The organism is Kitasatospora sp. NPDC001159 (assembly GCF_053598235.1).
Map to the genome: position 1 here is coordinate 31,538 of NZ_JBSFJV010000052.1, position 25,954 is coordinate 57,491.

Consider the following 25,954-nt stretch of genomic DNA (forward strand, 5'->3'; position numbering starts at 1 on the left):
GCGGCCCCGGACCCACGACCGGCCACGGCCTCGACGACCGCGTACCCTTCCTGGCCAGGCTGGACCAAGCCGACCGCAGCGCACTGCTCGCACCGCTACCAAGCACTCGGGTTGGTGGAGGCCACCGAACTGCTGCTGCTCTCCACCGAAGGCGCCCAGGCCCTGGCCGCCGTGGTCAGCTGGCTCTCCGGTTCCACCCGAATGTGGCCAGGGCTCACCGCCGCGCAGCGCACGGAGGACACCGCCGTCGCCACCGACCGACCGCTGTTGCTGGGGTGGTACGCCGAGAGTCCTGAACCCGAGCCGAGTGGACCGGTCGCCGTAACTGTCCTGCCATTACTCCGCCGCCGCAGTACCCGACCGTCCCGCCGCAGCATCCCGGCGGGGATGCGTACTGGGGCGGGACGGCACCCACACCCGGATCCGCCGCCCGGAGGACTGGCGCGCGGCGGCCACCGCCGCCCGCTAGACAGGCCCTGGAGCAGGCCCGGCAGCCGGAAACGCCGCAGGGCGGCCACCCCGTGAGGGGTGACCGCCCTGGCGATCAGTGGCCGTCGCCGGCCGAAGAGGTGACTCAGCCGGTGTACGGGCCGTAGTCGTAGTCATCCAGCGGAACCGCCTGGCCGGAGCCGGCGCCGAAGGGCGACAGGTCGTAGTCGTCGTAGCCGACGGCCGAGTACATCGCGGCCTTGGCCTCCTCGGTCGGCTCGACCCGGATGTTGCGGTAGCGGGGCAGACCCGTACCGGCCGGGATGAGCTTACCGAGGATGACGTTCTCCTTGAGGCCCAGCAGCGGGTCCGACTTGGCGTGGATCGCCGCGTCGGTGAGGACCCGGGTCGTCTCCTGGAAGGAGGCGGCCGACAGCCAGGACTCGGTGGCCAGCGAGGCCTTGGTGATACCCATCAGCTGCGGACGGCCGGAGGCGGGGTGACCGCCCTCGGAGACCACACGACGGTTCTCCTGCTCGAAGCGGCCGCGCTCGACCAGCTCGCCCGGCAGCAGCTCGGCGTCGCCCGACTCGATGATCGTCACGCGGCGGAGCATCTGCCGGATGATGATCTCGATGTGCTTGTCGTGGATCGACACGCCCTGCGAGTTGTAGACCTTCTGGACCTCGGCGACCAGGTGGACCTGGACGGCACGCTGGCCCATGATGCGCAGGACGTCGTGCGGGTTGGTGGCACCCATGGTCAGCTTCTGGCCGACCTCGACCGCCTCGCCCTCGCTGACCAGCAGCTTCACACGCTTCGAGACCGGGTAGGCGATCTCGTCGCTGCCGTCGTCCGGCGTGATGACGATCTTGCGGGTCTTCTCGGTGTCCTCGATCCGCGCCCGGCCGGTGGCCTCCGAGATCGGAGCCACACCCTTGGGGGTACGGGCCTCGAAGAGCTCGACGACACGCGGCAGACCCTGGGTGATGTCGTCACCGGCCACACCACCGGTGTGGAAGGTACGCATGGTCAGCTGGGTACCGGGCTCACCGATGGACTGGGCGGCGATGATGCCGACCGCCTCACCGATGTCGACCAGCTTGCCGGTGGCCAGCGAACGCCCGTAGCACATGGCGCAGGTGCCGACGGCCGACTCACAGGTCAGGATCGAGCGGACCTTGACCTCGGACACGCCGTGGCGGATCAGCTCGTCGATCAGCACGTCACCGAGGTCGGTGTTGGCGGTGGCCAGCAGCTTGCCGTCGACGGTGATGTCCTCGGCGAGCATGCGGGCGTACACGCTGGTCTCGACGTCGTCGGCCTTGCGCAGCACGCCGTCGGCGCCCACGGAGCCGATCGACAGCTTCAGGCCGCGCTCGGTGCCGCAGTCCTCCTCGCGAATGATGACGTCCTGGGAGACGTCGACCAGACGACGGGTGAGGTAGCCGGAGTCGGCGGTACGGAGGGCGGTGTCGGCCAGACCCTTACGGGCACCGTGGGTGGAGATGAAGTACTCCAGCACGGTGAGACCCTCACGGAACGACGCCTTGATGGGCCGCGGGATGGTCTCGTTCTTGGCGTTCGACACCAGACCACGCATACCGGCGATCTGACGCATCTGCATCATGTTTCCACGAGCACCCGAGTCGACCATCATGAAGATGGGGTTCGTCTTCGGGAAGTTCGCGGCCATGGCGTCCGCGACCTCGTTGGTCGCCTGGGTCCAGATGCCGACGAGCTCCTGCTTGCGCTCGTCGTTGGTGATCAGACCGCGCTCGTACTGCTTCTGGACCTTCTCCGCCTTCGCCTCGAAGCCCTCCAGGATCTGGGGCTTGCTCGGCGGGACGATGACGTCCGAGATCGAGACGGTGACACCCGAACGGGTCGACCAGTGGAAGCCGGCCGCCTTCAGGTTGTCCAGGGTCGCCGCGACGACGACCTTCGGGTAGCGCTCCGCCAGGTCGTTGACGATCGCGGAGAGCTGCTTCTTGCCCACCTCGTAGTCGACGAACGGGTAGTCCTCGGGCAGCAGCTCGTTGAAGAGCGCGCGACCCAGGGTGGTGGTCAGGCGGAAGGGCTCGCCCTCGAACCAGGTCGGCTGACCGTCCTCGTCCACCGGGGCGGTCCAGCCGCGCGGCGGGACGGTGCCGGCGCCGAGGCGCAGCTCGATCGGGGCCTGGACGTCCAGGTCGCGGGCGTCGAAGGCCATGATCGCCTCGGCGGTCGACGAGAAGGAGCGGCCGGCGCCCTTCACGTTGTCGCGGTCCGAGGTCAGGAAGAACAGACCGAGCACCATGTCCTGGGTCGGCATGGTGACGGGGCGACCGTCGGCCGGCTTCAGGATGTTGTTCGAGGACAGCATCAGGATGCGGGCCTCGGCCTGCGCCTCCGCGGAGAGCGGCAGGTGGACGGCCATCTGGTCACCGTCGAAGTCCGCGTTGAACGCGGTGCAGACGAGCGGGTGGATCTGGATGGCCTTGCCCTCGACCAGCTGCGGCTCGAAGGCCTGGATGCCGAGGCGGTGCAGGGTGGGCGCACGGTTCAGCAGGACCGGGTGCTCGGCGATGACCTCTTCGAGCACGTCCCACACGACCGGGCGGGCACGCTCGACCATGCGCTTGGCCGACTTGATGTTCTGCGCGTGGTTCAGGTCGACCAGGCGCTTCATCACGAACGGCTTGAAGAGCTCCAGCGCCATGGCCTTCGGCAGACCGCACTGGTGCAGCTTGAGCTGCGGGCCGACGACGATGACCGAACGGGCCGAGTAGTCGACTCGCTTGCCGAGCAGGTTCTGGCGGAAACGGCCCTGCTTGCCCTTCAGCATGTCGCTGAGGGACTTCAGCGGGCGGTTGCCGGGGCCGGTGACCGGACGGCCGCGGCGGCCGTTGTCGAACAGCGCGTCGACGGCCTCCTGGAGCATGCGCTTCTCGTTGTTCACGATGATCTCGGGGGCACCGAGGTCGAGCAGGCGCTTCAGGCGGTTGTTGCGGTTGATGACGCGGCGGTACAGGTCGTTCAGGTCGGAGGTCGCGAAGCGGCCACCGTCCAGCTGCACCATCGGACGCAGGTCCGGCGGGATGACCGGGACGCAGTCCAGCACCATGCCGTTCGGCTTGTTGCTGGTCTGCAGGAACGCGGAGACGACCTTGAGGCGCTTCAGCGCACGGGTCTTCTTCTGCCCCTTGCCGGTGCGGATGATCTCGCGCAGGCGCTCGGCCTCTTCGGCCAGGTCGAAGGTCTCCAGGCGGTCCTTGAGGGCCGCCGCGCCCATCGAGCCGGAGAAGTAGGTGCCGAAACGGTCGCGCAGCTCGCGGTAGAGCAGCTCGTCGCCCTCCAGGTCCTGGACCTTGAGGTTCTTGAAGCGGGCCCACACCTCGTCGAGGCGGTCGAGCTCGCGCTGCGCGCGGTCGCGCAGCTGCTTCATCTCGCGCTCGGCGCTCTCGCGCACCTTGCGGCGCACGTCGGCCTTGGCGCCCTCGGCCTCCAGCTCGGCCAGGTCGGTCTCGGCCTTCTTGGCGCGGGCTTCGAGGTCGGAGTCGCGACGGTTCTCGATCTGCTGGCGCTCGACGGAGACGTGCGCCTCCAGGGACGGCAGGTCGCGCTGGCGGCGCTCGTCGTCGACCCAGGTGATCATGTAGGCGGCGAAGTAGATGACCTTCTCGAGGTCCTTCGGCGCCAGGTCGAGCAGGTAGCCGAGGCGGGACGGCACACCCTTGAAGTACCAGATGTGGGTGACCGGGGCGGCCAGCTCGATGTGGCCCATCCGCTCACGGCGCACCTTGGCGCGGGTCACCTCGACGCCGCAGCGCTCGCAGATGATGCCCTTGAAGCGGACGCGCTTGTACTTACCGCAGTAGCACTCCCAGTCCCGGGTGGGGCCGAAGATCTTCTCGCAGAAGAGGCCGTCCTTTTCGGGCTTCAGGGTGCGGTAGTTGATGGTCTCCGGCTTCTTGACCTCGCCGTGCGACCACTGGCGGATGTCGTCGGCGGTGGCCAGGCCGATGCGGAGCTCGTCGAAGAAGTTGACGTCAAGCACTGGTCGTCAAGCCCTCTTTCGTAATTCGAGAGTCTTATCTGTGGTCTGAGGGGGGCCTGGGGGTGGGCCGGCTGCTCGGGGCAGCCGGCCCGACCTCCGTCAGACCTCTTCGACGCTGCTCGGCTCGCGCCGGGACAGGTCGATGCCGAGCTCCTCGGCGGCGCGGAACACGTCCTCGTCGGAGTCCCGCATCTCGATGGACTGGCCGTCCGAGGACAGCACCTCCACGTTGAGGCAGAGCGACTGCATTTCCTTGATGAGAACCTTGAAGGACTCGGGAATGCCGGGCTCGGGGATGTTCTCGCCCTTGACGATGGCCTCGTAGACCTTGACTCGGCCGAGGACGTCGTCGGACTTGATGGTGAGCAGCTCCTGCAGCGCGTACGCAGCGCCGTACGCCTCCAGGGCCCACACCTCCATCTCACCGAAGCGCTGACCACCGAACTGCGCCTTACCACCGAGCGGCTGCTGGGTGATCATCGAGTACGGACCGGTCGAACGGGCGTGCAGCTTGTCGTCGACCAGGTGGTGCAGCTTGAGGATGTACATGTAGCCGACCGAGACCGGCATCGGGAACGGCTCGCCGGAGCGGCCGTCGAACAGCCGGGCCTTGCCGGTGGAGTTCACCAGGCGCTCACCGTCACGGGTGAGGGTGGTGTTGTCCAGCAGGCCGGTGATCTCGTCCTCGCGGGCGCCGTCGAAGACCGGGGTGGCGAGGTTGGTGCCACCGGCGACCTGGTCGGCGCCGATCGACTGCAGACGCTGGGCCCACTCGTCGGCGAGACCGGAGACGTCCCAGCCCTGCTTGGCGAGCCACCCGAGGTGGATCTCCAGGACCTGTCCCGGGTTCATTCGGGACGGGACACCCAGCGGGTTGAGGATGATGTCGACCGGGGTGCCGTCCTCCAGGAAGGGCATGTCCTCGACCGGGAGGATCTTGGAGATGACACCCTTGTTGCCGTGGCGGCCGGCGAGCTTGTCACCGTTGGTGATCTTGCGCTTCTGGGCCACGTAGACGCGGACCAGCTGGTTCACGCCCGGGGGAAGCTCGTCGCCCTCCTCGCGGTCGAAGACGCGGACGCCGATGACCTTGCCGGACTCACCGTGCGGGACCTTCAGCGAGGTGTCGCGGACCTCACGGGCCTTCTCGCCGAAGATCGCGCGGAGCAGGCGCTCCTCGGGGGTCAGCTCGGTCTCGCCCTTCGGGGTGACCTTGCCGACGAGGATGTCGCCGGTGACGACGTCGGCGCCGATCCGGATGATGCCGCGCTCGTCGAGGTCCGCGAGGACCTCCTCGGAGACGTTCGGGATGTCCCGGGTGATCTCCTCGGGGCCGAGCTTGGTGTCACGGGCGTCGACCTCGTGCTCCTCGATGTGGATCGAGGAGAGGACGTCGTCCTGCACGAGGCGCTGCGACAGGATGATCGCGTCCTCGTAGTTGTGACCCTCCCACGACATGAACGCCACGAGCAGGTTCTTGCCGAGGGCCATCTCGCCCGCGTCGGTGCAGGGGCCGTCGGCCAGCACCTGGCCGGACTCGACCCGGGCGCCCTCGTCCACGAGCACCTTCTGGTTGAAGGCGGTGCCCTGGTTGGAGCGGGTGAACTTGGCGGCGCGGTACGTGGTGTACGTGCCGTCGTCGTTGGCCACGGTGACGTAGTCGGCCGAGACCTCCTGGACGACACCGGCCTTCTCGGCGGTGATGACGTCCGCGGCGTCGACGGCGCAGCGGTACTCCATGCCGGTGCCGACCAGCGGAGCCTCGCTCTTCAGCAGCGGCACCGCCTGGCGCATCATGTTCGAGCCCATGAGCGCGCGGTTGGCGTCGTCGTGCTCGAGGAACGGGATCATGGCGGTCGCGACCGACACCATCTGGCGCGGCGAGACGTCCATGTAGTCGATCTCGGTGCCGGGGATGTAGTCGATCTCGCCACCACGGCGGCGGACCAGGACACGCGGCTCGGCGAAGGTCAGCTCCGCCGTCAGCGGGGCGTTGGCCTGCGCGATGACGTAGCGGTCCTCCTCGTCGGCCGTGAGGTAGTCGACCTGCTCGGTGACGACACCCTCGATGACCTTGCGGTACGGGGTCTCGATGAAGCCGAAGGCGTTGACCCGGCCGTACGAGGCCAGCGACCCGATCAGACCGATGTTCGGGCCTTCCGGGGTCTCGATCGGACACATGCGGCCGTAGTGCGAGGGGTGCACGTCACGGACCTCGAAGCCGGCGCGCTCACGGGAGAGACCACCGGGGCCGAGGGCGGACAGACGACGCTTGTGGGTCAGGCCCGACAGCGGGTTCGTCTGGTCCATGAACTGCGACAGCTGGCTGGTGCCGAAGAACTCCTTGATGGAGGCGACGACCGGCCGGATGTTGATCAGGGTCTGCGGCGTGATCGCCTCGACGTCCTGGGTGGTCATGCGCTCGCGCACGACGCGCTCCATACGGGCGAGACCCGTACGGACCTGGTTCTGGATGAGCTCGCCGACGTTGCGCAGGCGGCGGTTGCCGAAGTGGTCGATGTCGTCGACCTCGACCACGATGTCGCGGCCGGTCTCGTCACGCCACTCGGTCTCACCGGCGTGCAGCTTCACCAGGTACTTGATCGCACCGATGATGTCGGGCTCGGTGAGCACGCCGGAGTCCAGCGACTCGGCGTTGCCCAGCTTGCGGTTGAGCTTGTAGCGACCGACCTTGGCCAGGTCGTAGCGCTTCGGGTTGAAGTACAGGTTCTCCAGCAGCGTCTGCGCGGCCTCGCGCGTCGGCGGCTCGCCCGGACGCAGCTTGCGGTAGATGTCCAGCAGCGCGTCGTCCTGGCCCTGGGTGTGGTCCTTCTCCAGGGTGTTGCGCATCGACTCGTACTCGCCGAACTCCTCGAGAATCATCTCGTTGGTCCAGCCGAGAGCCTTGAGCAGCACGGTGACGGACTGCTTGCGCTTGCGGTCGATGCGGACGCCGACCATGTCGCGCTTGTCGATCTCCATCTCCAGCCAGGCACCACGCGAGGGGATGACCTTGCAGGAGTAGATGTCCTTGTCGGACACCTTGTCCAGGGTGGAGTCGAAGTACACACCCGGGGAGCGGACCAGCTGCGACACGACGACACGCTCGGTGCCGTTGATCACGAACGTGCCCTTGTGGGTCATGAGCGGGAAATCGCCCATGAAGACCGTCTGAGACTTGATCTCACCGGTCTCGTTGTTGGTGAACTCGGCCGTGACGAAGAGCGGAGCCGCGTACGTGAAGTCGCGGTCCTTGCACTCGTCAATGGAGTTCTTCGGCGGCTCGAAACGGTGGTCGCGGAAGGTCAGGGACATCGACCCGCTGAAGTCCTCGATCGGGGAGATCTCCTCGAAGATCTCCTCCAGACCGGACTTGGTGGGGACGTCCTGACCAGACTCCAGCGCCTCCTCGACCCGGGTCTTCCAGGCCGCGTTGCCGAGCAGCCAGTCAAAGCTCTCGGTCTGCAGGGCCAGGAGGTTCGGGACCTCGAGGGGCTCCTTGATCTTCGCGAAGGAGACGCGGAGCGGGGCGGTGGATGCGGCGGAATTGTTCGAGGCGTTGCGCGGCGCGGCCAAGAGGGGGGTCCTTCCGAGGGCTCGGAGCTCACTACGCGCGTACCAGCCGGGCCTGCTTGAGCCTAGGTGCCGCCTCCCTCACCACTGGCCTCTGCCGGAGTCGAAACCCCAGGTCAGAGCCGCGTTGCGGAGGCGGTGCCAGACCCCTTCAGGGCAACGCAAACTCCGGGCGACGAGTCACGGAGAAGCTAACAGGCAGCGCAAAGGGACAGTGTAGCCAAAGGCCACACTGCTGTCCAGCTCTGATTCGGAAACCGAATCGGAGACTCCTCCCGGTAGCCGGCGGACGCGGGCGCCCACCGGGTACTGCTCTAACTCACGTGGAGTCACTTCCCGCCGGAGCCGCTGGTTATGCATCCAGCCGCAAACCAACCGGGCGGACTCGCGCCTTGAGAATCGCGCGCCGCGCCAGGTTCGTCAAGGGCCCGCCGGCGGGGCGGACCTCGACCCGTTCATCGGTCCGAACCCCTCCGGCGTTACAGAAGCCGTGGTGGGGGCCACCGTCGATGACGGTGATCACCATACTCCTCGGCGCCGACAGTGCCGAGTGGGCGTTCGGCCACACCGGTGGTTCGGGACGGCCTCCGGATACGCGAAAAGGCCGGGCCGACCACCCGCAGGGGTGATCGGCCCGGCCTCAGGCCCCCTCAGAGGGGGCGAGAAGTCACTTGACGGTGACCTTGGCGCCGGCACCCTCGAGGGCGGCCTTGGCCTTCTCGGCAACGTCCTTGGCAACCTTCTCCAGGACCTTGGCACCAGCGGTGTCAACGAGGTCCTTGGCCTCCTTCAGGCCGAGGGAGGTCAGGGTGCGCACCTCCTTGATGACCTGGATCTTCTTGTCGCCGGCGGACTCGAGGATGACGTCGAACTCGTCCTGCTCCTCGACGGCCTCGGCGGCCGGGCCGGCAACGCCAGCGGCGGCCATGGCGACCGGGGCGGCAGCGGTGACGTCGAACTTCTCCTCGAAGGCCTTCACGAAGGCAGCGAGCTCGATGAGGGTGAGCTCCTCGAACTGCGCGAGCAGCTCGTCCTGGGTCAGCTTCGCCATGATTGGCGTCCTTCCACTAAATCGGCAGGTGGTGCCGGATGTACGGGTTGGCGGGCGTACGGGCCCGCAGCGAGGCGTGAGCCTGCCGAATTACTCGGCGGCCTCGTCCTCGGCGGCGGGAGCCGGCGTACCGGCACCGCCCTGCTCGACCTTGTCGCGCAGCGCGTCCACGGTGCGGACGAGCTTCGACGGCAGGGCCTGGAAGAGCGCGGCAGCCTGGGACTGCTTGGCCTTCAGGGCACCCGCCAGCTTGGCGAGCAGCACCTCGCGGGACTCGAGGTCCGCGAGCTTCTTGATCTCATCGGCGGACAGCGCCTTGCCGTCAAGGACACCGCCCTTGATGATGAGAGCGGGGTTCTCCTTGGCGAAGTCACGCAGAGCCTTCGCCGACTCCACCGGGTCACCGGTGACGAAGGCGACAGCCGTCGGACCGTTGAACAGGTCGTCGAGCTCGGAGATCCCGGCCTCATTGGCCGCGATCTTGGTCAGCGTGTTCTTCACCACGGCGTACTCGGCGTTGTCGCCGAGCGAGCGACGCAGGGTCTTGACCTGCTTCACCGAGAGACCGCGGTACTCGGTCAGCAGCGCCGCGGAGGAACCACGGAACTTGTCCGTGATCTCGGCGACGGCAGCAGCCTTGTCGGGCCTGGCCATAGGCTTACGCCTCCTTCCGTGATGTCGAAGTCCGGCCGACCGCGAAAGTCGACCATTCACGCCTCGAACCGACCGGACGGAAGGAAAGCTCCTGCGCAAATGCAATGAGCCCCGGTGCGCAGGCGCACGGGGCTCGAAACGACCTCAACGGGCGGCCGCGCGAACGCGGTACCCGGAAGTCGAAGCTCCAGACACACCTGCGCGGGCTGCCTGCGCTAGGCGCAGATCCTTCGGTCACCGGCTCCCTGACGAGCGCGCGGCGACAACCAGCGGTCTTTGGCTTCGGCAACAGTAACCGGACTCGTTCGCACGGCGCAAATCGCCCTCGGCCGGGTGGGCGGACGGGCCGGCTCAGCGGGCCAGCGGGGAGACCGTCCGGACCCCGGTGTCCACGGTGTCCGTCTCCGCCGGGGCCTGGGCCGAGAGCAGCGGCCCGGCGAAGTCGGAGTAGAGCACCGAGTCGTCCGCCCGGCCGCTGTCCCCGTTGCCGGTGCGCTGGAGGCGGACCAGCTGGTCCTTGTCGTTGAGCCAGAGGTCCACGCTGAGCGAGAGCGATCCGCCGGGCGCCAGGGCGGCCCGCAGGCCGTCCCGGCGGGCCTGGCTCAGCTGGGTCTGGGCGGCCGCGTACTTCTCGGCGGTGGTGGTCACCCGGTAGTGCTCGACGGTCGAGTCCTCGAACTTCTCCTCGCCGACGAAGGCCGGGTCCACCCCGTCGGCGGTGGCCGCGGCCAGCGCCTCGACCGGGTTCAGCAGGTCGATCAGCCCCGCGTACGGGACCTCCTTGTGGCCGTCCGGGCCGGGCGGGACGGGCGGGACGGAGAAGCGCTCCCAGTGCTTGCCGCCGTTGCGGGCCGCGGTCGCGGCGTCACCGCCCTGGTAGGCGGTGGTGTCCACGACGATCAGCTGTTCGGCATCGGCCGGGGTGGAGCGCTTGATCTGCAGCGCCGTCTTGGGCGCCCAGAACAGCGGACCGGACCCGGCGTCCCCGCCCAGCCGGTAACTGACCTTGGCCCGCCGGGCGGTCTGCATCGCCAGCTCGGCGGAGAGCAGCACCCCGTGCGGCGACCGGTCGGTCGGCTTGGCCGGCCCGGTCGGGGTCGCACTGGTCGGCGGGGCGCTGGCGGACGTCGGGCTGCCGGACGGCGTGCCGGAGGCGTCGTCGCCCCCGCCGCACCCGGTCAGCCCGCTCGCGAGCACGGCGACAGTGGCCAGCGCCGCCAGCCGCTGCCGTCCCGCCATCGTCCGTTCCTCTCTCACCGGGCCACCCTGCCATCCGTCCCCGGGGTCAGTGGGCGGTGGCCCCTTGGTGAGCCTCTCCAGTCGGACTCTTCCACCGTGTCGGACGAGTCGGGCGCCTGAACGGAGACCGCGGCACCGCAATCCGAGTAGCGCGTGGTCGCCGTGACCTGGGCGCCGATCTTGGCGTCGGCCTGGGTGGCCCATTTGATCATCAGCTCGGCGTCGGCCCACGGGTCGAGGCGCTGCCGGTTGCCGCCGCCCTTGGTCAGCCTCCCTTTGATCCGGTCGAGCTGGTCCTGGGTCGGCCCTCGGGCTGCCCTCGGGGCGCGCGGTGCGCCCGGGGTGGTCAGCCGGTGGTGGCGGCGCCGCCCTTGGCGAGCTTCGCCAGCTCGGTCACCTCGATCGTGTCGGACTTGGCCGGCGCGGTCGTGGTGACCGGGGTGCCGTAGTCCGAGTAGGTGACGGTGACCTTCATCGCGCCCATCTTGGTATCGGCCTGCTCGGTGCGCTTCACCACGAGCTGGTCGGCGTCCACCCAGACGTCGATCGTCTCGCTGGTGATCCCTGCGGTGGAGAGCGACTTCTTCAGGCGGTCGAGCTGCTCGGGGGTCAGCTTGTTGCCGTTCGCCGCCGCCAGGTCGGCCAGCTTCAGCTCACCGCTGTAGTGGGTGGCCGACTTGCCGTTCACCGTCTCCTGCCCGACCTCGGTCACGCCGCCGGAGGCGATCAGGGTCCGCACGCCCTCCACCGGGTCGGCCTTCTTGAGTTGGTCGCCGCTGCCGGTTCCGCCGGCGCCGCCCTGCATCTTGGCCATGTCGTCGTAGCCGACGTGCACCCAGTGCCGGCCGTTCGACGCCTCCAGGGCAGAGCCGCCCAGCTGCATGTACATGCCGTCCTCGACGAACCGGTACACGAACGCCGTGCTGCCGATGCTGCTCTGCATCTTCTCGGCGCCCGGGGTGCCGGACATGTCCATCGTCAGGTCGCCCTGGAGACCGTCGCCCCAGGCGATCGCACCATCGGCCTTCATGGTCACGCTGCCGACCGCGATCGACTCGGCGACCTTGGCCGACTTGGCGGCACCGGTCTTCTGGGTGACCTGCTCCAGGAAGACCGCCGGGCTCACCTTGGCCGGCGGGTCGGCCGGGGCGTTCGTGGCGGCTGTGGCAGCGGCGGTGGTCGGCGCGGCCGGTGCGGCGTTCTTACCGTCGGAGTCGTCGTTGTTGTTGCAGGCGGTCGCGGTCAGCGCCAGGGCGGCGAGGACGACGGCGACGGCGGTCTTACGGGTTCCAGCCATTGTGGTTCCCCCCTTGAGAACCTCCGGGCGCGCGGTGCGCCCGGAGCGGTAGCCGGTTGGTCGGTGCGGATCGAGCGGGTGCGGGACCGGCTCAGCCGAACAGCTTGAGCAGGTCGGCCTGGGAACCGAGGTCGCCGGCGGCGGGCGCCTCGATCTTGTCGCCCTTGCCCAGGTCGGAGTACTTGACGGTGACGGCCTGCGACTCGCCGTTCGTGTCGCCGTACTCCTGGTACTTGACGAGCTCCTGCTTGCCGTTCAGCCAGAAGTCGATGGTGAGGGTCTTGCCGTCCTCCTCCAGCTTCTTCTGGACGGACTGGCGCTGCTCCGCCGAGAGCGTGGTCATCCCGGCCACCAGGACCGAGGTGTCCTCGACCGCCCGCAGGTGGGTGGTCTGGACGCCGTCCACGGTCTCCTGGCCGACCTTGCTCAGCTTTCCGCTCTGCGCGGCGACGGTGAGCTGGGCGACCGGGTTCATCATCTGGCCCGTCACCAGGAAGGCGCCGCCCATCTCCTCCGAGGCGGGCACCTTGACCCAGTGCTTGCCGCCCAGGGCCTGGGTGTCGGCACCGCCGACGTAGGCGTCCGTCCCGACCACCCGGACCTTGAGCTTCTTGCCCTCCATGTCGATGGTCAGGTCCACGGCCACCTTGCCCGGGTCCTTCCAGTCGGCGGTGCCGCCGCCACCGGGGTTGGAGCTGTCCGCGGAGGTCATGGCGACCTTGCCGTTGCCGGCCTTCTGCATCACCAGGGCGGAGGCGGCCAGCGCGGCCTTCGGGTCGCCGGTCAGCGCGGCCGCGAGCGAGCCCGGGTCCTTGGCGTCGGTGCTCTTGGCGTCGTTGCCGCCCTTGCTGCCGCACGCGGTGAGGGCGGCCACCAGGACGGCGGCGGTGGCGACGGTCGAGGCGAGGCGCACAGCGCGCATGGAGGTACCCCCGTTAGTTCTTCGGAAGAGCCGATCCTCAGCTTCTTCTCACGCGGACTCTAACGGATCGCAGGATCCGTTCCGCACCGGATATCTCCCCTCCCGTCACCCGGCTGCACCAGCTGTCGTGTCCCCCGCTCCGGAGGCTGAGACGTCCGTCGTGGTCACCGTGGTTCCGGCACTCCCCCGGGCCGTCTCACGCAGCCTCAACAGCCGCTGGCCGGGCCCGACCCAGAGGTCGTAGCCGATCTCCGTCACCCCTTGCCGGCGGTACCAGTCGACCACCACGGCGAGCCGCCCAGGGCTCAACTCCCGGTCCGCGCCGAAGTAGTCGGCCACCGGCGCGGAGCCCTGGTAGTGCGCGACGGTCAGTCCGGCGAGCTGCTCGCCGCCGAGCGAGCCGAGCCGGTCGGTCTGGGCGATCGCGTACGCCCGGCTGCCCGGGTTGGTGACCAGGTCGGTGGTCCAGCCGCCCGCGTAGCCGGCCGGGTCGGTCCCGGCCTTCGGGTCGAGCGACTCGGCGGTGGCGCGGTCCGCGTGCTTGGTCGCGCCGCCCTGGTAGGCGAGGTCGATCGCGCCGTCCCGGAGGGTCAGCTGCCCGGTGCCCAGTTCGTCGGTGACGGTCAGCGCGGCCTCGTCCCGGTCACCCCAGGCCAGCGTGCCGCTCGCGGTGCGCTTGCCGGACGCGCTCTCCTGCACCACGTCGATCCGGGCGCCGCCGGTGTCGTCCAGGGCCTGGGCGGCGGTGAGCACCACCTGCTTGGGCGGGACCGGCGCCGGCTCGCCGGGGACGCGAGTACCGGGGGCCGCCAGGACGCTGCAGCCGGTGACGGCGCCGAGCAGCAGCAGGGCCGCCGCGAGCGCGGCGAGGCGAAGGGCGGGCGGCACGGCACACTCCTGCGGTCACAGGCTCTCCACATGATCTGACCGGCAGAGCGTACGACGGCTCGGGCAGGTGTTCCCATCCGCCCGTGTTCCGATCCGGCAACCGTTTCGCCCCCGCAACGACGACGGCGGGCCCGCACCCCCCGGTGAAGGGGGCACGGGCCCGCCGTACGGACTGCTCTAGAGCGCTGGGGCTCAGACCGCGGCCGGGTCCTCCTCGACGAGGAGGTTGCGGGTGCGGTTCGGGTCCACCTGGATGCCGGGGCCCATGGTGGTCGAGAACGCGGTCTTCTTGATGTAGCGGCCCTTGGCGGCGGACGGCTTGGCGCGGAGCACCTCGTCCAGCGCGGCGGCGTAGTTCTCGACCAGCTGCTCGTCGGTGAAGGAGGCCTTACCGATGATGAAGTGCAGGTTCGAGTGCTTGTCGACGCGGAACTCGATCTTGCCGCCCTTGATGTCGTTGACAGCCTTGGCGACGTCCGGGGTCACGGTGCCGGTCTTCGGGTTCGGCATCAGACCACGGGGACCGAGCACGCGGCCCAGGCGGCCGACCTTGCCCATGAGGTCCGGGGTGGCGACGACGGCGTCGAAGTCCAGCTTGCCCTTCGCGACCTCGTCGATCAGCTCGTCGGCACCGACGATGTCGGCACCCGCAGCACGCGCGGCCTCGGCACGCTCGCCGGTCGCGAAGACCAGGACCCGAGCGGTCTTACCGGTGCCGTGCGGGAGGATCACGGTGCTGCGGACCATCTGGTCGGCCTTGCGCGGGTCGACGCCCAGGCGCATGGCGACCTCAACGGTGCCGTCGAACTTGGTGGTGCTGGTCGCCTTGGCGAGGCGGACGGCCTCGAGGGGGGCGTAAAGGCGCTCGCGGTCGACCTTGGCGTCCGCGGCCTTCAGAGCCTTGCTGCGCTTCACTGCTGCTCCTGAATGGTGAATGGAGTTGTGGTGTCTCGGGCCTGCGCAGGCCCTACCACAGGGACGGCTGAGCCGATTTGTCCCGGGCGGGACGGGGGCTGATCAGCCCTCGACGGTGATGCCCATCGACCGGGCGGTGCCGGCGATGATCTTCTCCGCCGCGTCCAGGTCGTTGGCGTTCAGGTCGGGCATCTTGGTGGTGGCGATCTCGCGGACCTGGGCGCTGGTGAGCTTGGCGACCTTGGTCTTGTGCGGCTCGCTGGAGCCCTTCTCGATACCGGCGGCCTTCAGGATGAGGCGCGCGGCCGGCGGCGTCTTCGTGATGAAGGTGAAGGAACGGTCCTCGTAGACCGTGATCTCCACCGGCACGATCATGCCGCGCTGCGACTCGGTCGCAGCGTTGTAGGCCTTGCAGAACTCCATGATGTTGACGCCGTGCTGGCCCAGCGCGGGGCCGACCGGCGGCGCCGGGTTGGCCGCGCCGGCGTTGATCTGGAGCTTGATAAGCCCCGTGACCTTCTTCTTCTTGGGAGGCATGTCTCTCCGGGTCCTTCCGAGAGGTGATTGCTGGTGCGTGCGGAACCGGGGCGACACCCGGCCGCCAGCACACACATCGGGCCAGGCTAACGCGTCCGCGCCGCTGGACCAAAACGGATTCGGGGCGGGGCCCGCGACCCCGCCCCGAATCCGAAGACCGTATGACTAGTTCTTCTGGATCTGGTCGAAGGAGAGCTCGACCGGGGTCTCCCGGCCGAAGATCTCGACCAGGCCCTTGACCTTCTTCGAGTCGGGGTTGATCTCGTTGATGGTCGCCTGCAGGGTCGCGAACGGGCCGTCGGTGACGGTGACCGAGTCGCCGACCTCGAAGTCCAGCACCTGGATCTCGGTCGGCTTGACCGGCGAGGGCTTGCCGGCCTCCTTGGCGGCCTGGCGCTCGACGTCCGGGGCGAGCATCTTGACGACCTCGTCCAGGGTCAGCGGGTACGGGTCGTAGGCGTTGCCGACGAAGCCGGTGACACCCGGGGTGTTGCGCACGACGCCCCAGGACTCGGGGGTGAGGTCCATGCGCACCAGGACGTAGCCGGGGAGCTTGTTCTGGCGGATGGTCTTGCGGTCGCCGTTCTTGATCTGGACGACCTCCTCCTGCGGCACCTCGGCCTGGAAGATGTACTCCTCGACGTTCAGCGAGACCGCGCGCTGCTCCAGGTTCTGCTTCACCCGGTTCTCGTAGCCGGCGTAGGTGTGGATCACGTACCACTCGCCCGGCATGAAGCGCAGGTCCTCGCGGAACTTGGCGACCGGGTCGACCTCGGCCTCTTCCTCGACGGACTCCTCGGCGGCGAGCTCCTCGTCGCTCTCCACGTGCAGCGCGGCCTCCTCGGCGGGCTCGCCGGCCTCGGCCTCGTCGTACGCCTCGACCTCGTCCTCGTCGCTGTCCGAGGCGTCCACGATCTGCTCGGCGGTCTCGGCGTCGTCAGCCAGCTCGGCCGCGTCCAGCTCGGCGGCGACATCCGCCTCGCGGACGGTCTCGTCGGCGTCGTACAGGGGGGACTCAGACACGGTGGCTGCTTCTTTCCTGGAGATGGTGAAGGTGGCGCGCTCCGAAACCGGCCCGGCGCGCGGCTGCTCGCGCGGGCGCCAGGAGAGGCCTCGGAGACTTCAACAGTACCGAGTCCACGGTACGCGCGCGTACGTCCGCCGCCGACAGCTCGACCCGGGCCGAGGAATCGGCCCGGGTCGGGAGGTGGTTTCGAAGGTGGGGCGGCCGGATCAGCCGAACACCCAGAGGCTCAGCTTGGAGAAGCCGTAGTCGAGGCCGGCGACGAAGGCCATCACGACCACGACGAAGGTCACCACGACCGCGGTGTAGTTGGTGAGCTCGTTCCGGCTGGGCCAGACGACCTTGCGCAGCTCGGCGATGATCTGGCGGTAGAACAGCCCGATCCGAGCGAACAGACCCTTCTTGGCCCGCTTGCCGGACTTCTTCTTGCCGGACTTCTTGTCACCCTCGGCAGCCGTGGTCTCGGCAGCGCCGTCGGCCCCCTCGGGGTTGCCGCTCTCAGGCGTTGCGGTGGAGCCCGTGGTCTCCGTCACTCGTCCTCACCTGAATCCGGGTCCGGCCGAACATCACCTGCGTACCCGTTTGAGGCACGAGCGGTCGGCTTAAGCGGTGCTGATCGGTGCCCTCTCCGCATCAAGCCCGCTCGCTCTGTGGAGCGAACGGGCTGAGTACGGATCAAGCAGCAGGGCAAGAGGGACTCGAACCCCCAACCGCCGGTTTTGGAGACCGGTGCTCTACCAATTGAGCTATTGCCCTACAGAGCCTCGCGACTCTTGTGGCGACCAACCTACCGCATCTCCCCCCGCTGTCTGTACAGGCGGTGAAAGCTCCGGTCTTTTTCGGTGGGCCGTCGAGCAGCGAGTGTACGTGGTCGAGGGGTGTTTGGTCGAACCTCTTCTTCCGGGACCGGGATCGACCCGGCAGATGTCCGGCCGGGCGCGTCGGTCACCGGCGGATCGGCGGGGCCGCGATCCGGACGGAACCGTACGGATACTGAAACCGCGATGCCCGGTCCGTCCCGGTTCTGCGACGATGCAGACATGAGCGCTTCCACCCCGCAGCCCGACCAGTCCATCCGCCCCGCCGACCGCCGGGTCTCCGCCCGGATCGGCGCGATCGCCGAGTCCGCGACCCTTGCCGTGGACGCCAAGGCCAAGGCCCTCAAGGCGGCCGGCCGGCCGGTGATCGGCTTCGGTGCCGGCGAGCCCGACTTCCCCACACCGGACTACATCGTCGAGGCGGCCGTCGAGGCCTGCCGCGACCCGCGGAACCACCGGTACACCCCGGCGGGTGGCCTGCCCGAGCTGAAGGCCGCGATCGCGGCGAAGACGCTGCGTGACTCCGGCTACGAGGTGGACGCCTCCCAGGTGCTGGTCACCAACGGCGGCAAGCAGGCGATCTACGAGGCCTTCGCCGCGATCCTGGACCCGGGCGACGAGGTCATCGTCCCGGCCCCGTACTGGACCACCTACCCGGAGTCGATCCGGCTGGCCGGCGGTGTCCCGGTGGAGGTCCTGTCCGACGAGACCACCGGCTACAAGGTCTCGGTCGAGCAGTTGGAGGCCGCCCGCACCGAGAACACCAAGGTGGTGCTCTTCGTCTCGCCGTCCAACCCGACCGGCGCGGTGTACACCCGGGCCGAGGCCGAGGCGATCGGCCGCTGGGCGCTGGAGCACGGCCTGTGGGTGCTCACGGACGAGATCTACGAGCACCTGGTCTACGGCGACGCGGAGTTCACCTCGCTGCCGGCCCTGCTGCCCGAGCTGGCCGACAAGTGCATCGTGGTCAACGGTGTCGCCAAGACCTACGCGATGACCGGCTGGCGGGTGGGCTGGGTGATCGGCCCCAAGGACGTGATCAAGGCTGCGACCAACCTGCAGTCGCACGCCACCTCGAACGTCTCCAACGTCGCCCAGCGCGCCGCGATCGCCGCCGTCGCGGGCGACCTCTCGGCCGTGCACGAGATGCGCACCGCCTTCGACCGCCGTCGCAAGACCATCGTGAAGATGCTCAACGAGATCGACGGCGTCGTCTGCCCCGAGCCGGAGGGCGCGTTCTACGCGTACCCGTCGGTCAAGGGCCTGCTGGGCAAGGAGATCCGCGGCAAGCGCCCGCAGACCTCCGGCGAGCTGGCGAGCCTGATCCTGGACGAGGTCGAGGTCGCCGCCGTCCCCGGCGAGGCCTTCGGCACCCCCGGCTACCTGCGGTTCTCCTACGCGCTCGGTGACAACGACCTGGTCGAGGGCATCAGCCGGATCCAGAAGCTGCTCGGCGAGGCCCGCGACTGAGGCAGTCCCCGAGGTGGTTCCGGTACGGACGTCAATCCGACGTACGGGATTCACCCGACGCGCCGCCCTCTTTCACCCCTTCGGGGGATGGGAAGGGGGCGGTTCCCGTTCGGGGGCCGCATACGGCAGTATCGGCGGATGGAACGCCTGTTGAACCCGCGAGACGTCAGGGGCCTCCCGAAGGCCCACCTGCACCTGCACTTCACCGGCTCGATGCGGCCCGCCACCCTGCTGGAGCTGGCCGACAAGCACGGCGTCCGGCTGCCGGAGGCGCTCAGCTCCGGCGAGCCGCCCCGACTGCGGGCCACCGACGAACGCGGGTGGTTCCGCTTCCAGCGTCTCTACGACACCGCCCGCTCGGTGCTCAGGGACGAGTCGGACATCCGCCGACTGGTCCTGGAGACCGCGGAGGACGAGCGGCGGGACGGCTCCCGCTGGCTGGAGATCCAGGTCGACCCAACCTCCTACGCGCCCCGGCTGGGCGGGCTGATCCCCGCGCTGGAGCTGATCCTGGACGCGGTGGAGCACGCCGCTGAGGCCACCGGGGTGGGCATCCGGGTACTGGTCGCGGCCAACCGGATGAAGTCCCCGATGGACGCCCGGACGCTGGCCCGGCTCGCCGTCCGGTACACCGACCACGGCGTGGTCGGCTTCGGCCTCTCCAACGACGAGCGCCGCGGCCTGGCCCGGGACTTCGACCGCGCCTTCGCGATCGCCCGCAAGGGCGGGCTGCTGGCCGCCCCCCACGGCGGCGAACTGGCCGGGCCGGAGTCCGTCCGGGACTGCCTGGACGACCTGGGCGCCGGCCGGATCGGCCACGGCGTGCGCGCCGCCGAGGACCCCCGGCTGATGGCCCGGCTCGCCGACCGCCAGATCACCTGCGAGGTCTGCCCGTCCTCCAACGTCTCGCTCGGCGTCTACGAGCGCCCCGAGGACGTCCCGCTGCGCCGGCTGTTCGACGCCGGGGTGCCGCTGGCGCTCGGCGCGGACGACCCGCTGCTGTTCGGCAACCGCCTGGCCGCCCAGTACGACCTGGTCCGGGACGTACTGGGCTTCAGCGACGCCGAACTGGCCGAGCTGGCACGGCAGTCGGTGCGCGGCTCGTGCGCGCCGGAGGCCGTCCGCAAGGAGCTGCTGGCGGACATCGACGCCTGGCTGGTGAACGGGCACACCGCCGCCGGGGCCCCGGCCTAGAGCTTGACGCCCACCATCACCGGCTCGTTCACGAGCTCCACCCCGAAGACCTCCCTGACCCCGTCCCGGATCTCCCGGGCCAGCGCCAGCAGGTCCTCGGCGGTGGCCGAGCCGCGGTTGGTCAGCGCCAGGGTGTGCTTGGTGGAGAGGGTCGCCGGGCCGCTGCCGTAGCCCTTGCCGAAGCCCGCCTTGTCGATCAGCCAGGCCGCCGAGGTCTTGGTGCAGCCCTCCGGGGCCGGATAGGCGGGGGCGTTCTCGGTGCCCGGGCGGGTGCGGAACGACTCGTACTGCGCGTCCGTGAGCACCGGATTGGTGAAGAAGGAACCGGCCGACCAGGTGTCGTGGTCCGCCGGGTCCAGCACCATGCCCTTGCCGGAGCGCAGCTTCAGCACCGCCTCGTACGCCTCCCCCAGCGGCACCCGCTCGCCCTGCTCGACGCCGAAGTGCTTGGCCACCTCGACGTACTTGACCGGGGTGGAGAGGCCCGCGTGGTCCGCCAGGGCGAACCGCACCCGCAGCACCACGTAGCGGTCCGGCTCGCCCTTGAAGCGGCTGTGGCGGTAGGAGAACGCGCACTCGGCGTTCGCCAGGGTGACCACCTCGTCGGCGGTGCGGTCGTAAGCGACCACCTCGGTGATCGTCTGGGCGACCTCCTGGCCGTACGCCCCGACGTTCTGCACCGGCGTCGCACCCGCCGAGCCGGGGATGCCAGCCAGGAACTCGATCCCGGCCAGGCCGTGCTCGCACACCGCACGCGTGACCGCCTCCGACCACACCTCGCCGGCCGCCAGCTCCAGCACGGTGCCGTCCAGGGCGAACCCGCTGGTGGCGATCCGCAGCGCCGTGCCGGGGAAGCCGGAGTCGCCGATCACCAGGTTGGAGCCGCCGCCGAGGACCAGCAGCGGCTCGCCTGCCGCGTCGGCCTCGCGGACGGTGGCGATCACCTCGTCGTCGGTGTGGGCGGTCACCAGACGGCGGGCCGGGCCGCCGAGCCGGAGCGTGGTCAGCGGGGCGAGGGGGGCGTCGTTTTCTACCAGCACGCCCACCAGCGTACGGGGACGGCGGGAAGCCGCTTCCCGTGGGAAGGCGTTCCCGGGAAGCAGCTTCCCGTCCAGCTCCCACGCCTCGGCCGTCTCGATCACCGGCTCCCCGGCGCCGACGTACAGGGCGGGCACCGGCCCGTCCACGAAGGCCTGCTCCGATCCGTACCCGCCCCGGGCGCCGGAAGCCCGTCGAACGGGCCCCCGGGACGGCCGATCAGCGAAGGGGCCGCAGCTCAGACGAGCCGGACGACCGCCTTGGACATCCCGAGCACCTTCTGCCCGCCGGTGGTGGCCAGCAGGTCGACCTGCACCTTGCGGTCGTCGAGCTTCTTGGCGACCTTGGCGGAGACCTCGACCACCGCGCCCACCCCGTCGTTCGGCACCGGCACCGGGCGGACGAAGCGGACGCCGTACTCGACCACCGCGGCCGGGTCGCCGACCCAGTCGGTGACCACCCGGATCGCCTCGGCCATGGTGAACATGCCGTGCGCGATGACGTCCGGCAGGCCGACCTCCAGCGCGAACTTCTCGTTCCAGTGGATCGGGTTGAAGTCGCCGGAGGCGCCCGCGTACTGCACCAGAGTGGCGCGGGTCACCGGGAAGGACTGCGCCGGCAGCTCGGTGCCGACCTCGACCTCGTCGTAGTTGATCGCCATGCCGCTCACTCCCCCGCCTCGTCGGCGGCCCGGGCCACCAGCGTCATGATCGACGTCACCACGTGCTCGCCGCTCTCGTCCGCCACCTCGCCACGCACGGTGAGCACGTCGTTGCCCGCCAGCGACTTGATGTTGTCGATGGTGATCGCGACCGTCAGCCGGTCACCGGCCTGCACCGGGCGGGTGTAGACGAACTTCTGGTCGCCGTGCACCACCCGGCTGTAGTCCAGGCCCAGGTCCGGATCCTCGACCACCTGGCCGGCCGCACGGTAGGTCATCACGAACGGGAAGGTCGGCGGGGCGATCACGTCCCGGTGGCCGAAGGCCTTCGCCGCCTCCGCGTCGGTGTACGCCGGGTTGGCGTCCCCGATCGCGATCGCGAACTCGCGGATCTTCTCCCGGCCGACCTCGTACGGCTCGGTGGGCGGGTAACTACGCCCGATGAAGGAGGGGTCGAGCGCCATGGCAGCTCCTCGGAACGCGGGTGGATACGAAAAAAGCTCCGGGCCGCACCCCCTGAGGGATGCGGCCCGGAGCAGAAGACCTGAATTCACACAGGCCCGACGCCCTGCGACAGGGTCAGCGGGTCTCGCGGTGCGCGGTGTGCGAGTTGCAGCGGGGGCAGTGCTTCTTCATCTCAAGACGGTCCGGGTCGTTACGCCGGTTCTTCTTGGTGATGTAGTTCCGCTCCTTGCACTCCACGCAGGCCAGCGTGATCTTCGGGCGGACGTCGGTGGCAGCCACGGGAGTGCCTTCCTTGGACAACGAATAAGAACACAACAAGAGTAGCCGACCGGGAGTGCGATCTCCCGACCGACTACGCGGGGTAGCGGTGACCGGACTTGAACCGGTGACACAGCGATTATGAGCCGCTTGCTCTACCAACTGAGCTACACCGCCACAGTGATCCGCAGTACAGCCTGAGCTGACTGCTTCTCACCAGAGCCCCCATGCGGAATCGAACCGCAGACCTTCTCCTTACCATGGAGACGCTCTACCGACTGAGCTATAGGGGCGAACGAGGAAGAGATTACACGTTCCGCGCCCAGAGGTGAAATCCGTATCCCGAGGCGAAGACCGCAGGTCGACGAGGTGCACGGACGGTCGATCCGAGGCCGGGCGTTCGACCGGCCCGCGAGCCGTGCGCCCCGACCCGATACGACTATTGCCCGCCTCCCGGCGCCCCGCCCCCACGCGCCATAGGCTCGACGCTCATTGATCGGGGCACCGGCCGTTCCCTCCCGGGGCCCACCCCACGGGGCCGATCCCCACGAGCCCCACTGGCCAACGCGGGAAGGAGCCGGCGATGGACAACTCAGCCGCCGACGGGCCGCACTCCGGGCCCGGCCCGGCGGCCAACCCGCTCGGGCACGGCCCGGTCCTCCTGCTCACCGGCGCCCGACTGGCCGACGGACGGATGGTGGATGTCCGGATCAGCGGAGACCGGATCCAGGCGGTCGGCACCGTCGGCAGCCTCGGCCCGCTGCCCGCCCTGCCCGGCGCGCCCACCGTCACCACCGGCGCCCGGATCGACCTCAAGGGCTACCTGCTGCTCCCGGCCCCCGCCGAGGCGCACGCCCACTACGACGCCGCCTTCTCCGCCGCCCTGCCCACCCCGCCGCCGGACACCCCCGCCGACCTCACCCGCCGGGTCACCGAGGCCGCGCTCACCTCGCTCGGGTACGGTGCCACCGCCCAGCGCACCCACGTCCGGATCGGCGACGTGCACGGGCTGCGCCGACTGGAGGCGGTGCTCACCGCCCGCCAGGCGCTGCGCGGCCTCGCCGAGCTCCAGGCGGTGGCGATGCCCCGGCTGCTCACCGGCCGGGCCGGCGCGGACGGGCGGGCACAGCTGCGCGAGGCGCTCAAGCTGGGCGCCACGGCGGCCGGCGGCTGCCCGGAGCTGGACCCGGACCCGGCCGGGTACGTGCAGCTGCTACTGGAGGCCGCCCGGGAGGCGGACTGCCCGGTGGACCTGCACACCACCGCTGCGGACGCGGCTCAACTGGCGCGGCTGACAGGCGCGTTGGCGCCGCATCGGCCCCGGGTGACGCTCGGCCCGTGCGGGTCGCTGGCCCGGGGCGGCTCCATGGTGCTGGCGACCAGCGGGGTGCGGGTGGTCTGCCTGCCGCAGAACGGCGGCTGCACCGGGCTGGAAGGCCGGGTGAGCAGCCTGCGGCCGGGCCTGGTACGGGAGTTGGCCGCGGCCCGGGTGCCGTTGGCGGCGGGCAGCGGCGCGTTGCGGGACCAGTCCAATCCGGTCGGCCGGGCCGATCCGCTGGAGTCGGCCTATCTGCTGGCGGCGAACGGGGAGTTGGGGCCGGAGGAGGCGTACGACGCGGTGGCGAACCAGGCCCGGGCTGCGCTCGGGCTGCCGCCGGTCCGGGTGGACGCGGGGTTCCCGGCGGAGCTGCTGGCGGTGCGCGGGGAGAGCCTGGCCGGGGCGCTCACGGGCGGGCACAGCCGGCTGGTGGTGCACAGCGGCCGGGTGGTCAGCCGGACCAGCGCGGTACGGGAGTTCGCGGACACCGTGGCGCTGGCGCTGCCCCGGCAGTCCGACGGCGCGGACTGCTGAGACCCCTGTCGGGGAAGTGGCCTGTCGGGGAAGTAAAAGGGGCGCGCGACGTGCGTCGCGCGCCCCTCCCCCACCTACTGGCCGCCGTCGGCGGCGGCTCGAGCGGCCCCAGGCTTCCCCACATGGAGCAGGGCCCGCTCGTTTCAGCAGTGACACTACGCCCACGGAACACCGCCGCTGACCGGCCTTGACGCTCTCCTGTCGCCCGCCTGGCCGCTCTTGACGGCGCTTGACGCGGTGGTCCCATCCGGCGCCCTAGGGCACCTAGGGCACGTAGCGGTACCCGATCCCCGGCTCGGTGATCAGATGCCGCGGGCGGGCCGGGTCGCGCTCCAACTTGCGGCGCAGCCCGGCGAGATAGACCCGCAGGTAGTTGCCGCGCGTCTCCTGGGCCGGGCCCCACACCTCGCGCAGGATCTGCCGCCCGGGCACCAGCCGGCCGGGGTTGGCGAGCAGCAGGCTGAGGATGCGCCACTCGGTCGGGGTGAGCCGCACCGGGCCGCCCGGGCCGGTCACCGTGGTGGCCGCGAGGTCGACGGTGTGGTCGCCGATCACCGGCCGGCCCGGCGGCACCCCGCCTAACGGCCGGCGCAGCACCGCGCGCAGCCGGGCCAGCAGCTCGTCCATCAGGAAGGGCTTGGTGAGGTAGTCGTCGGCGCCCGCGTCCAGGGCGCCGATCTTGTCGGCGGCGTCGGTCCGGCCGGAGAGCACGATGATCGGCACCGCGCTACGGGTGCGCAGTCCGCGCAGCACGTCCATGCCGTCGACGTCGGGCAGTCCGAGGTCGAGCAGGACGGCGTCCGGGACGGAGTGCACGGCCCGGTCGAGCGCCTCGCCGCCGCTGGCGGCGGTGCGGACGGCGTACTGCCGGGCGCTGAGGTTGATCCGCAGGGTGCGCAGCAGGGCCGGTTCGTCGTCGACGATCAGGACCTCGCACCTGTCGATGGTTCGCTCACTTCGTTCACTCATGATGCGGTGGCTCCTCCCGGGCGGCTGGTTCGGTGGCGGCGGGCAGGGTGAGCAGCATGGTGGTGCCTCCCCCGGGGGTGTCCTCGACCTCCAGGCTGCCGCCCATCGCCTCGGCGAGGCCGCGGGAGAGTGCGAGCCCGAGGCCGACGCCGGTGGTGTTGTCGGTGTCGCCGAGCCGCTGGAAGGGCAGGAAGACCCGGTCGCGGTCCTCGGGGGCGATGCCCGGGCCGCGGTCGATCACCCGGATCTCGACCTGGTCGGCGTGGTGGCTGGCGGTGACCAGGACGGGCGCCCCGGGGGCGTTGTGGCGCAGCGCGTTGGTGATCACGTTGGCGAGGACGCGTTCCAGCAGCGGCGGGTCGGCGAGCACCGGCGGGGCGCCCTCATCGATGCCAACAGCCAGGTCGATCGACCGTCCCGGCGCGTACGGGTCGGGGAGGCTGTCGAGCGCCCTGGGCAGGATCTCGTCCAGGTGGGTCTCGGTGAGGTGCAGGGTGAGCGCGCCAGCCTGGAGGCGACTCATGTCGAGCAGGTTGTCGACCAGGCGGGTGAGCTTGACCAGCGACTCGTCGGCGGTGGCGAGGAGTTCGGCCTGGTCCTCGGGCGAGAACTCGACGTCGGGGCTGCGCAGCGAGCCGACCGAGGCGCGGGCGGCGGCGAG

21 protein-coding genes and 3 tRNA genes are annotated in these 25,954 nt (G+C 70.0%); 3 read left to right on the forward strand and 21 right to left on the reverse strand.

From position 1 onward, the window contains the following. Nucleotides 1-574 precede the first annotated feature (574 nt). The 13 genes from ACWC9T_RS24700 to ACWC9T_RS24760 form a co-directional block, all read right to left on the reverse strand. Nucleotides 575-4,468, reverse strand: a complete 3,894-nt coding sequence (locus ACWC9T_RS24700; RefSeq protein ID WP_449823220.1) for a DNA-directed RNA polymerase subunit beta' — start codon at nucleotides 4,466-4,468, stop codon at nucleotides 575-577. A 99-nt stretch (nucleotides 4,469-4,567) separates the two neighbouring features. After that, complete coding sequence (rpoB, locus tag ACWC9T_RS24705; RefSeq protein ID WP_449823221.1) at nucleotides 4,568-8,044, reverse strand: DNA-directed RNA polymerase subunit beta; 3,477 nt, start codon at nucleotides 8,042-8,044, stop codon at nucleotides 4,568-4,570. Nucleotides 8,045-8,708: 664 nt separating this feature from the next. Then, entirely contained in the window at nucleotides 8,709-9,092 is a 384-nt protein-coding gene (rplL, locus tag ACWC9T_RS24710) for a 50S ribosomal protein L7/L12 (RefSeq protein WP_449823222.1), read from the reverse strand. 90 nt (nucleotides 9,093-9,182) lie between these two features. Next, nucleotides 9,183-9,746, reverse strand: coding sequence for a 50S ribosomal protein L10 (rplJ, locus tag ACWC9T_RS24715; RefSeq protein ID WP_030290437.1), 564 nt, complete (start codon nucleotides 9,744-9,746; stop codon nucleotides 9,183-9,185). A gap of 351 nt (nucleotides 9,747-10,097) precedes the next feature. Continuing rightward, nucleotides 10,098-10,985 (reverse strand): hypothetical protein, encoded by an 888-nt coding sequence (locus ACWC9T_RS24720; protein ID WP_449823223.1) that lies wholly within the window; start codon nucleotides 10,983-10,985, stop codon nucleotides 10,098-10,100. Between the two features lie 346 nt (nucleotides 10,986-11,331). Continuing rightward, entirely contained in the window at nucleotides 11,332-12,282 is a 951-nt protein-coding gene (locus ACWC9T_RS24725) for a hypothetical protein (protein ID WP_449823224.1), read from the reverse strand. Between the two features lie 91 nt (nucleotides 12,283-12,373). Beyond that, nucleotides 12,374-13,204, reverse strand: coding sequence for a hypothetical protein (locus ACWC9T_RS24730; protein WP_449823225.1), 831 nt, complete (start codon nucleotides 13,202-13,204; stop codon nucleotides 12,374-12,376). Nucleotides 13,205-13,309: 105 nt separating this feature from the next. Further along, a complete protein-coding gene (locus ACWC9T_RS24735) occupies nucleotides 13,310-14,092 on the reverse strand; it encodes a hypothetical protein (protein ID WP_449823226.1) in 783 nt (260 codons plus the stop codon). A 192-nt stretch (nucleotides 14,093-14,284) separates the two neighbouring features. Beyond that, nucleotides 14,285-15,007 carry a 50S ribosomal protein L1 gene (rplA, locus tag ACWC9T_RS24740; RefSeq protein WP_030290441.1) on the reverse strand — a complete coding sequence of 241 codons (723 nt, stop codon included), beginning with the start codon at nucleotides 15,005-15,007 and terminating at the stop codon, nucleotides 14,285-14,287. Nucleotides 15,008-15,109: 102 nt separating this feature from the next. Then, complete coding sequence (gene rplK, locus ACWC9T_RS24745) at nucleotides 15,110-15,544, reverse strand: 50S ribosomal protein L11 (protein WP_224278191.1); 435 nt, start codon at nucleotides 15,542-15,544, stop codon at nucleotides 15,110-15,112. Between the two features lie 165 nt (nucleotides 15,545-15,709). Next, the gene (gene nusG, locus ACWC9T_RS24750; RefSeq protein ID WP_449823227.1) at nucleotides 15,710-16,567 is read right to left on the reverse strand and encodes a transcription termination/antitermination protein NusG; all 858 of its coding nucleotides are present in this window, start codon (nucleotides 16,565-16,567) and stop codon (nucleotides 15,710-15,712) included. Between the two features lie 210 nt (nucleotides 16,568-16,777). After that, nucleotides 16,778-17,101, reverse strand: a complete 324-nt coding sequence (gene secE, locus ACWC9T_RS24755) for a preprotein translocase subunit SecE (RefSeq protein ID WP_449823228.1) — start codon at nucleotides 17,099-17,101, stop codon at nucleotides 16,778-16,780. A gap of 150 nt (nucleotides 17,102-17,251) precedes the next feature. Continuing rightward, nucleotides 17,252-17,324: transfer RNA gene (locus tag ACWC9T_RS24760), tRNA-Trp, on the reverse strand. Nucleotides 17,325-17,608: 284 nt separating this feature from the next. On the opposite strand from ACWC9T_RS24760, the gene ACWC9T_RS24765 reads away from it, so the two are divergent. Then, on the forward strand, nucleotides 17,609-18,856 hold the full coding sequence (locus tag ACWC9T_RS24765; RefSeq protein WP_449823229.1) for a pyridoxal phosphate-dependent aminotransferase: 1,248 nt from the start codon (nucleotides 17,609-17,611) through the stop codon (nucleotides 18,854-18,856). A gap of 138 nt (nucleotides 18,857-18,994) precedes the next feature. After that, nucleotides 18,995-20,050: an adenosine deaminase gene (locus ACWC9T_RS24770; RefSeq protein ID WP_449823230.1), complete on the forward strand. Its 1,056-nt coding sequence runs from the start codon at nucleotides 18,995-18,997 to the stop codon at nucleotides 20,048-20,050. Here ACWC9T_RS24770 and ACWC9T_RS24775 read toward each other — a convergent pair. From ACWC9T_RS24775 to ACWC9T_RS24800, 6 genes are all read right to left on the reverse strand, one after another. Beyond that, nucleotides 20,047-21,090 carry a UDP-N-acetylmuramate dehydrogenase gene (locus ACWC9T_RS24775; protein WP_449823237.1) on the reverse strand — a complete coding sequence of 348 codons (1,044 nt, stop codon included), beginning with the start codon at nucleotides 21,088-21,090 and terminating at the stop codon, nucleotides 20,047-20,049. The genes ACWC9T_RS24770 and ACWC9T_RS24775 overlap by 4 nt on opposite strands. Before the next feature lie 236 nt (nucleotides 21,091-21,326). Continuing rightward, nucleotides 21,327-21,749: a MaoC family dehydratase gene (locus tag ACWC9T_RS24780; RefSeq protein ID WP_396250051.1), complete on the reverse strand. Its 423-nt coding sequence runs from the start codon at nucleotides 21,747-21,749 to the stop codon at nucleotides 21,327-21,329. Between the two features lie 5 nt (nucleotides 21,750-21,754). Then, on the reverse strand, nucleotides 21,755-22,213 hold the full coding sequence (locus ACWC9T_RS24785; RefSeq protein ID WP_449823232.1) for an FAS1-like dehydratase domain-containing protein: 459 nt from the start codon (nucleotides 22,211-22,213) through the stop codon (nucleotides 21,755-21,757). Nucleotides 22,214-22,328: 115 nt separating this feature from the next. Continuing rightward, a complete protein-coding gene (rpmG, locus tag ACWC9T_RS24790) occupies nucleotides 22,329-22,493 on the reverse strand; it encodes a 50S ribosomal protein L33 (RefSeq protein ID WP_006604855.1) in 165 nt (54 codons plus the stop codon). An 83-nt stretch (nucleotides 22,494-22,576) separates the two neighbouring features. Further along, nucleotides 22,577-22,649 (reverse strand) — tRNA-Met (locus tag ACWC9T_RS24795). 43 nt (nucleotides 22,650-22,692) lie between these two features. Then, nucleotides 22,693-22,765 (reverse strand) — tRNA-Thr (locus ACWC9T_RS24800). Nucleotides 22,766-23,055: 290 nt separating this feature from the next. On the opposite strand from ACWC9T_RS24800, the gene ACWC9T_RS24805 reads away from it, so the two are divergent. Continuing rightward, nucleotides 23,056-24,324, forward strand: a complete 1,269-nt coding sequence (locus tag ACWC9T_RS24805) for a hydrolase (protein WP_449823233.1) — start codon at nucleotides 23,056-23,058, stop codon at nucleotides 24,322-24,324. A 264-nt stretch (nucleotides 24,325-24,588) separates the two neighbouring features. On the opposite strand, the gene ACWC9T_RS24810 is transcribed toward ACWC9T_RS24805, so the two are convergent. Further along, a complete protein-coding gene (locus ACWC9T_RS24810) occupies nucleotides 24,589-25,293 on the reverse strand; it encodes a response regulator (RefSeq protein ID WP_449823234.1) in 705 nt (234 codons plus the stop codon). Next, the coding region (locus ACWC9T_RS24815) for a sensor histidine kinase (RefSeq protein WP_449823235.1) at nucleotides 25,286-25,954 on the reverse strand (669 nt) is incomplete at its 5' end. The genes ACWC9T_RS24815 and ACWC9T_RS24810, both read right to left, overlap by 8 nt.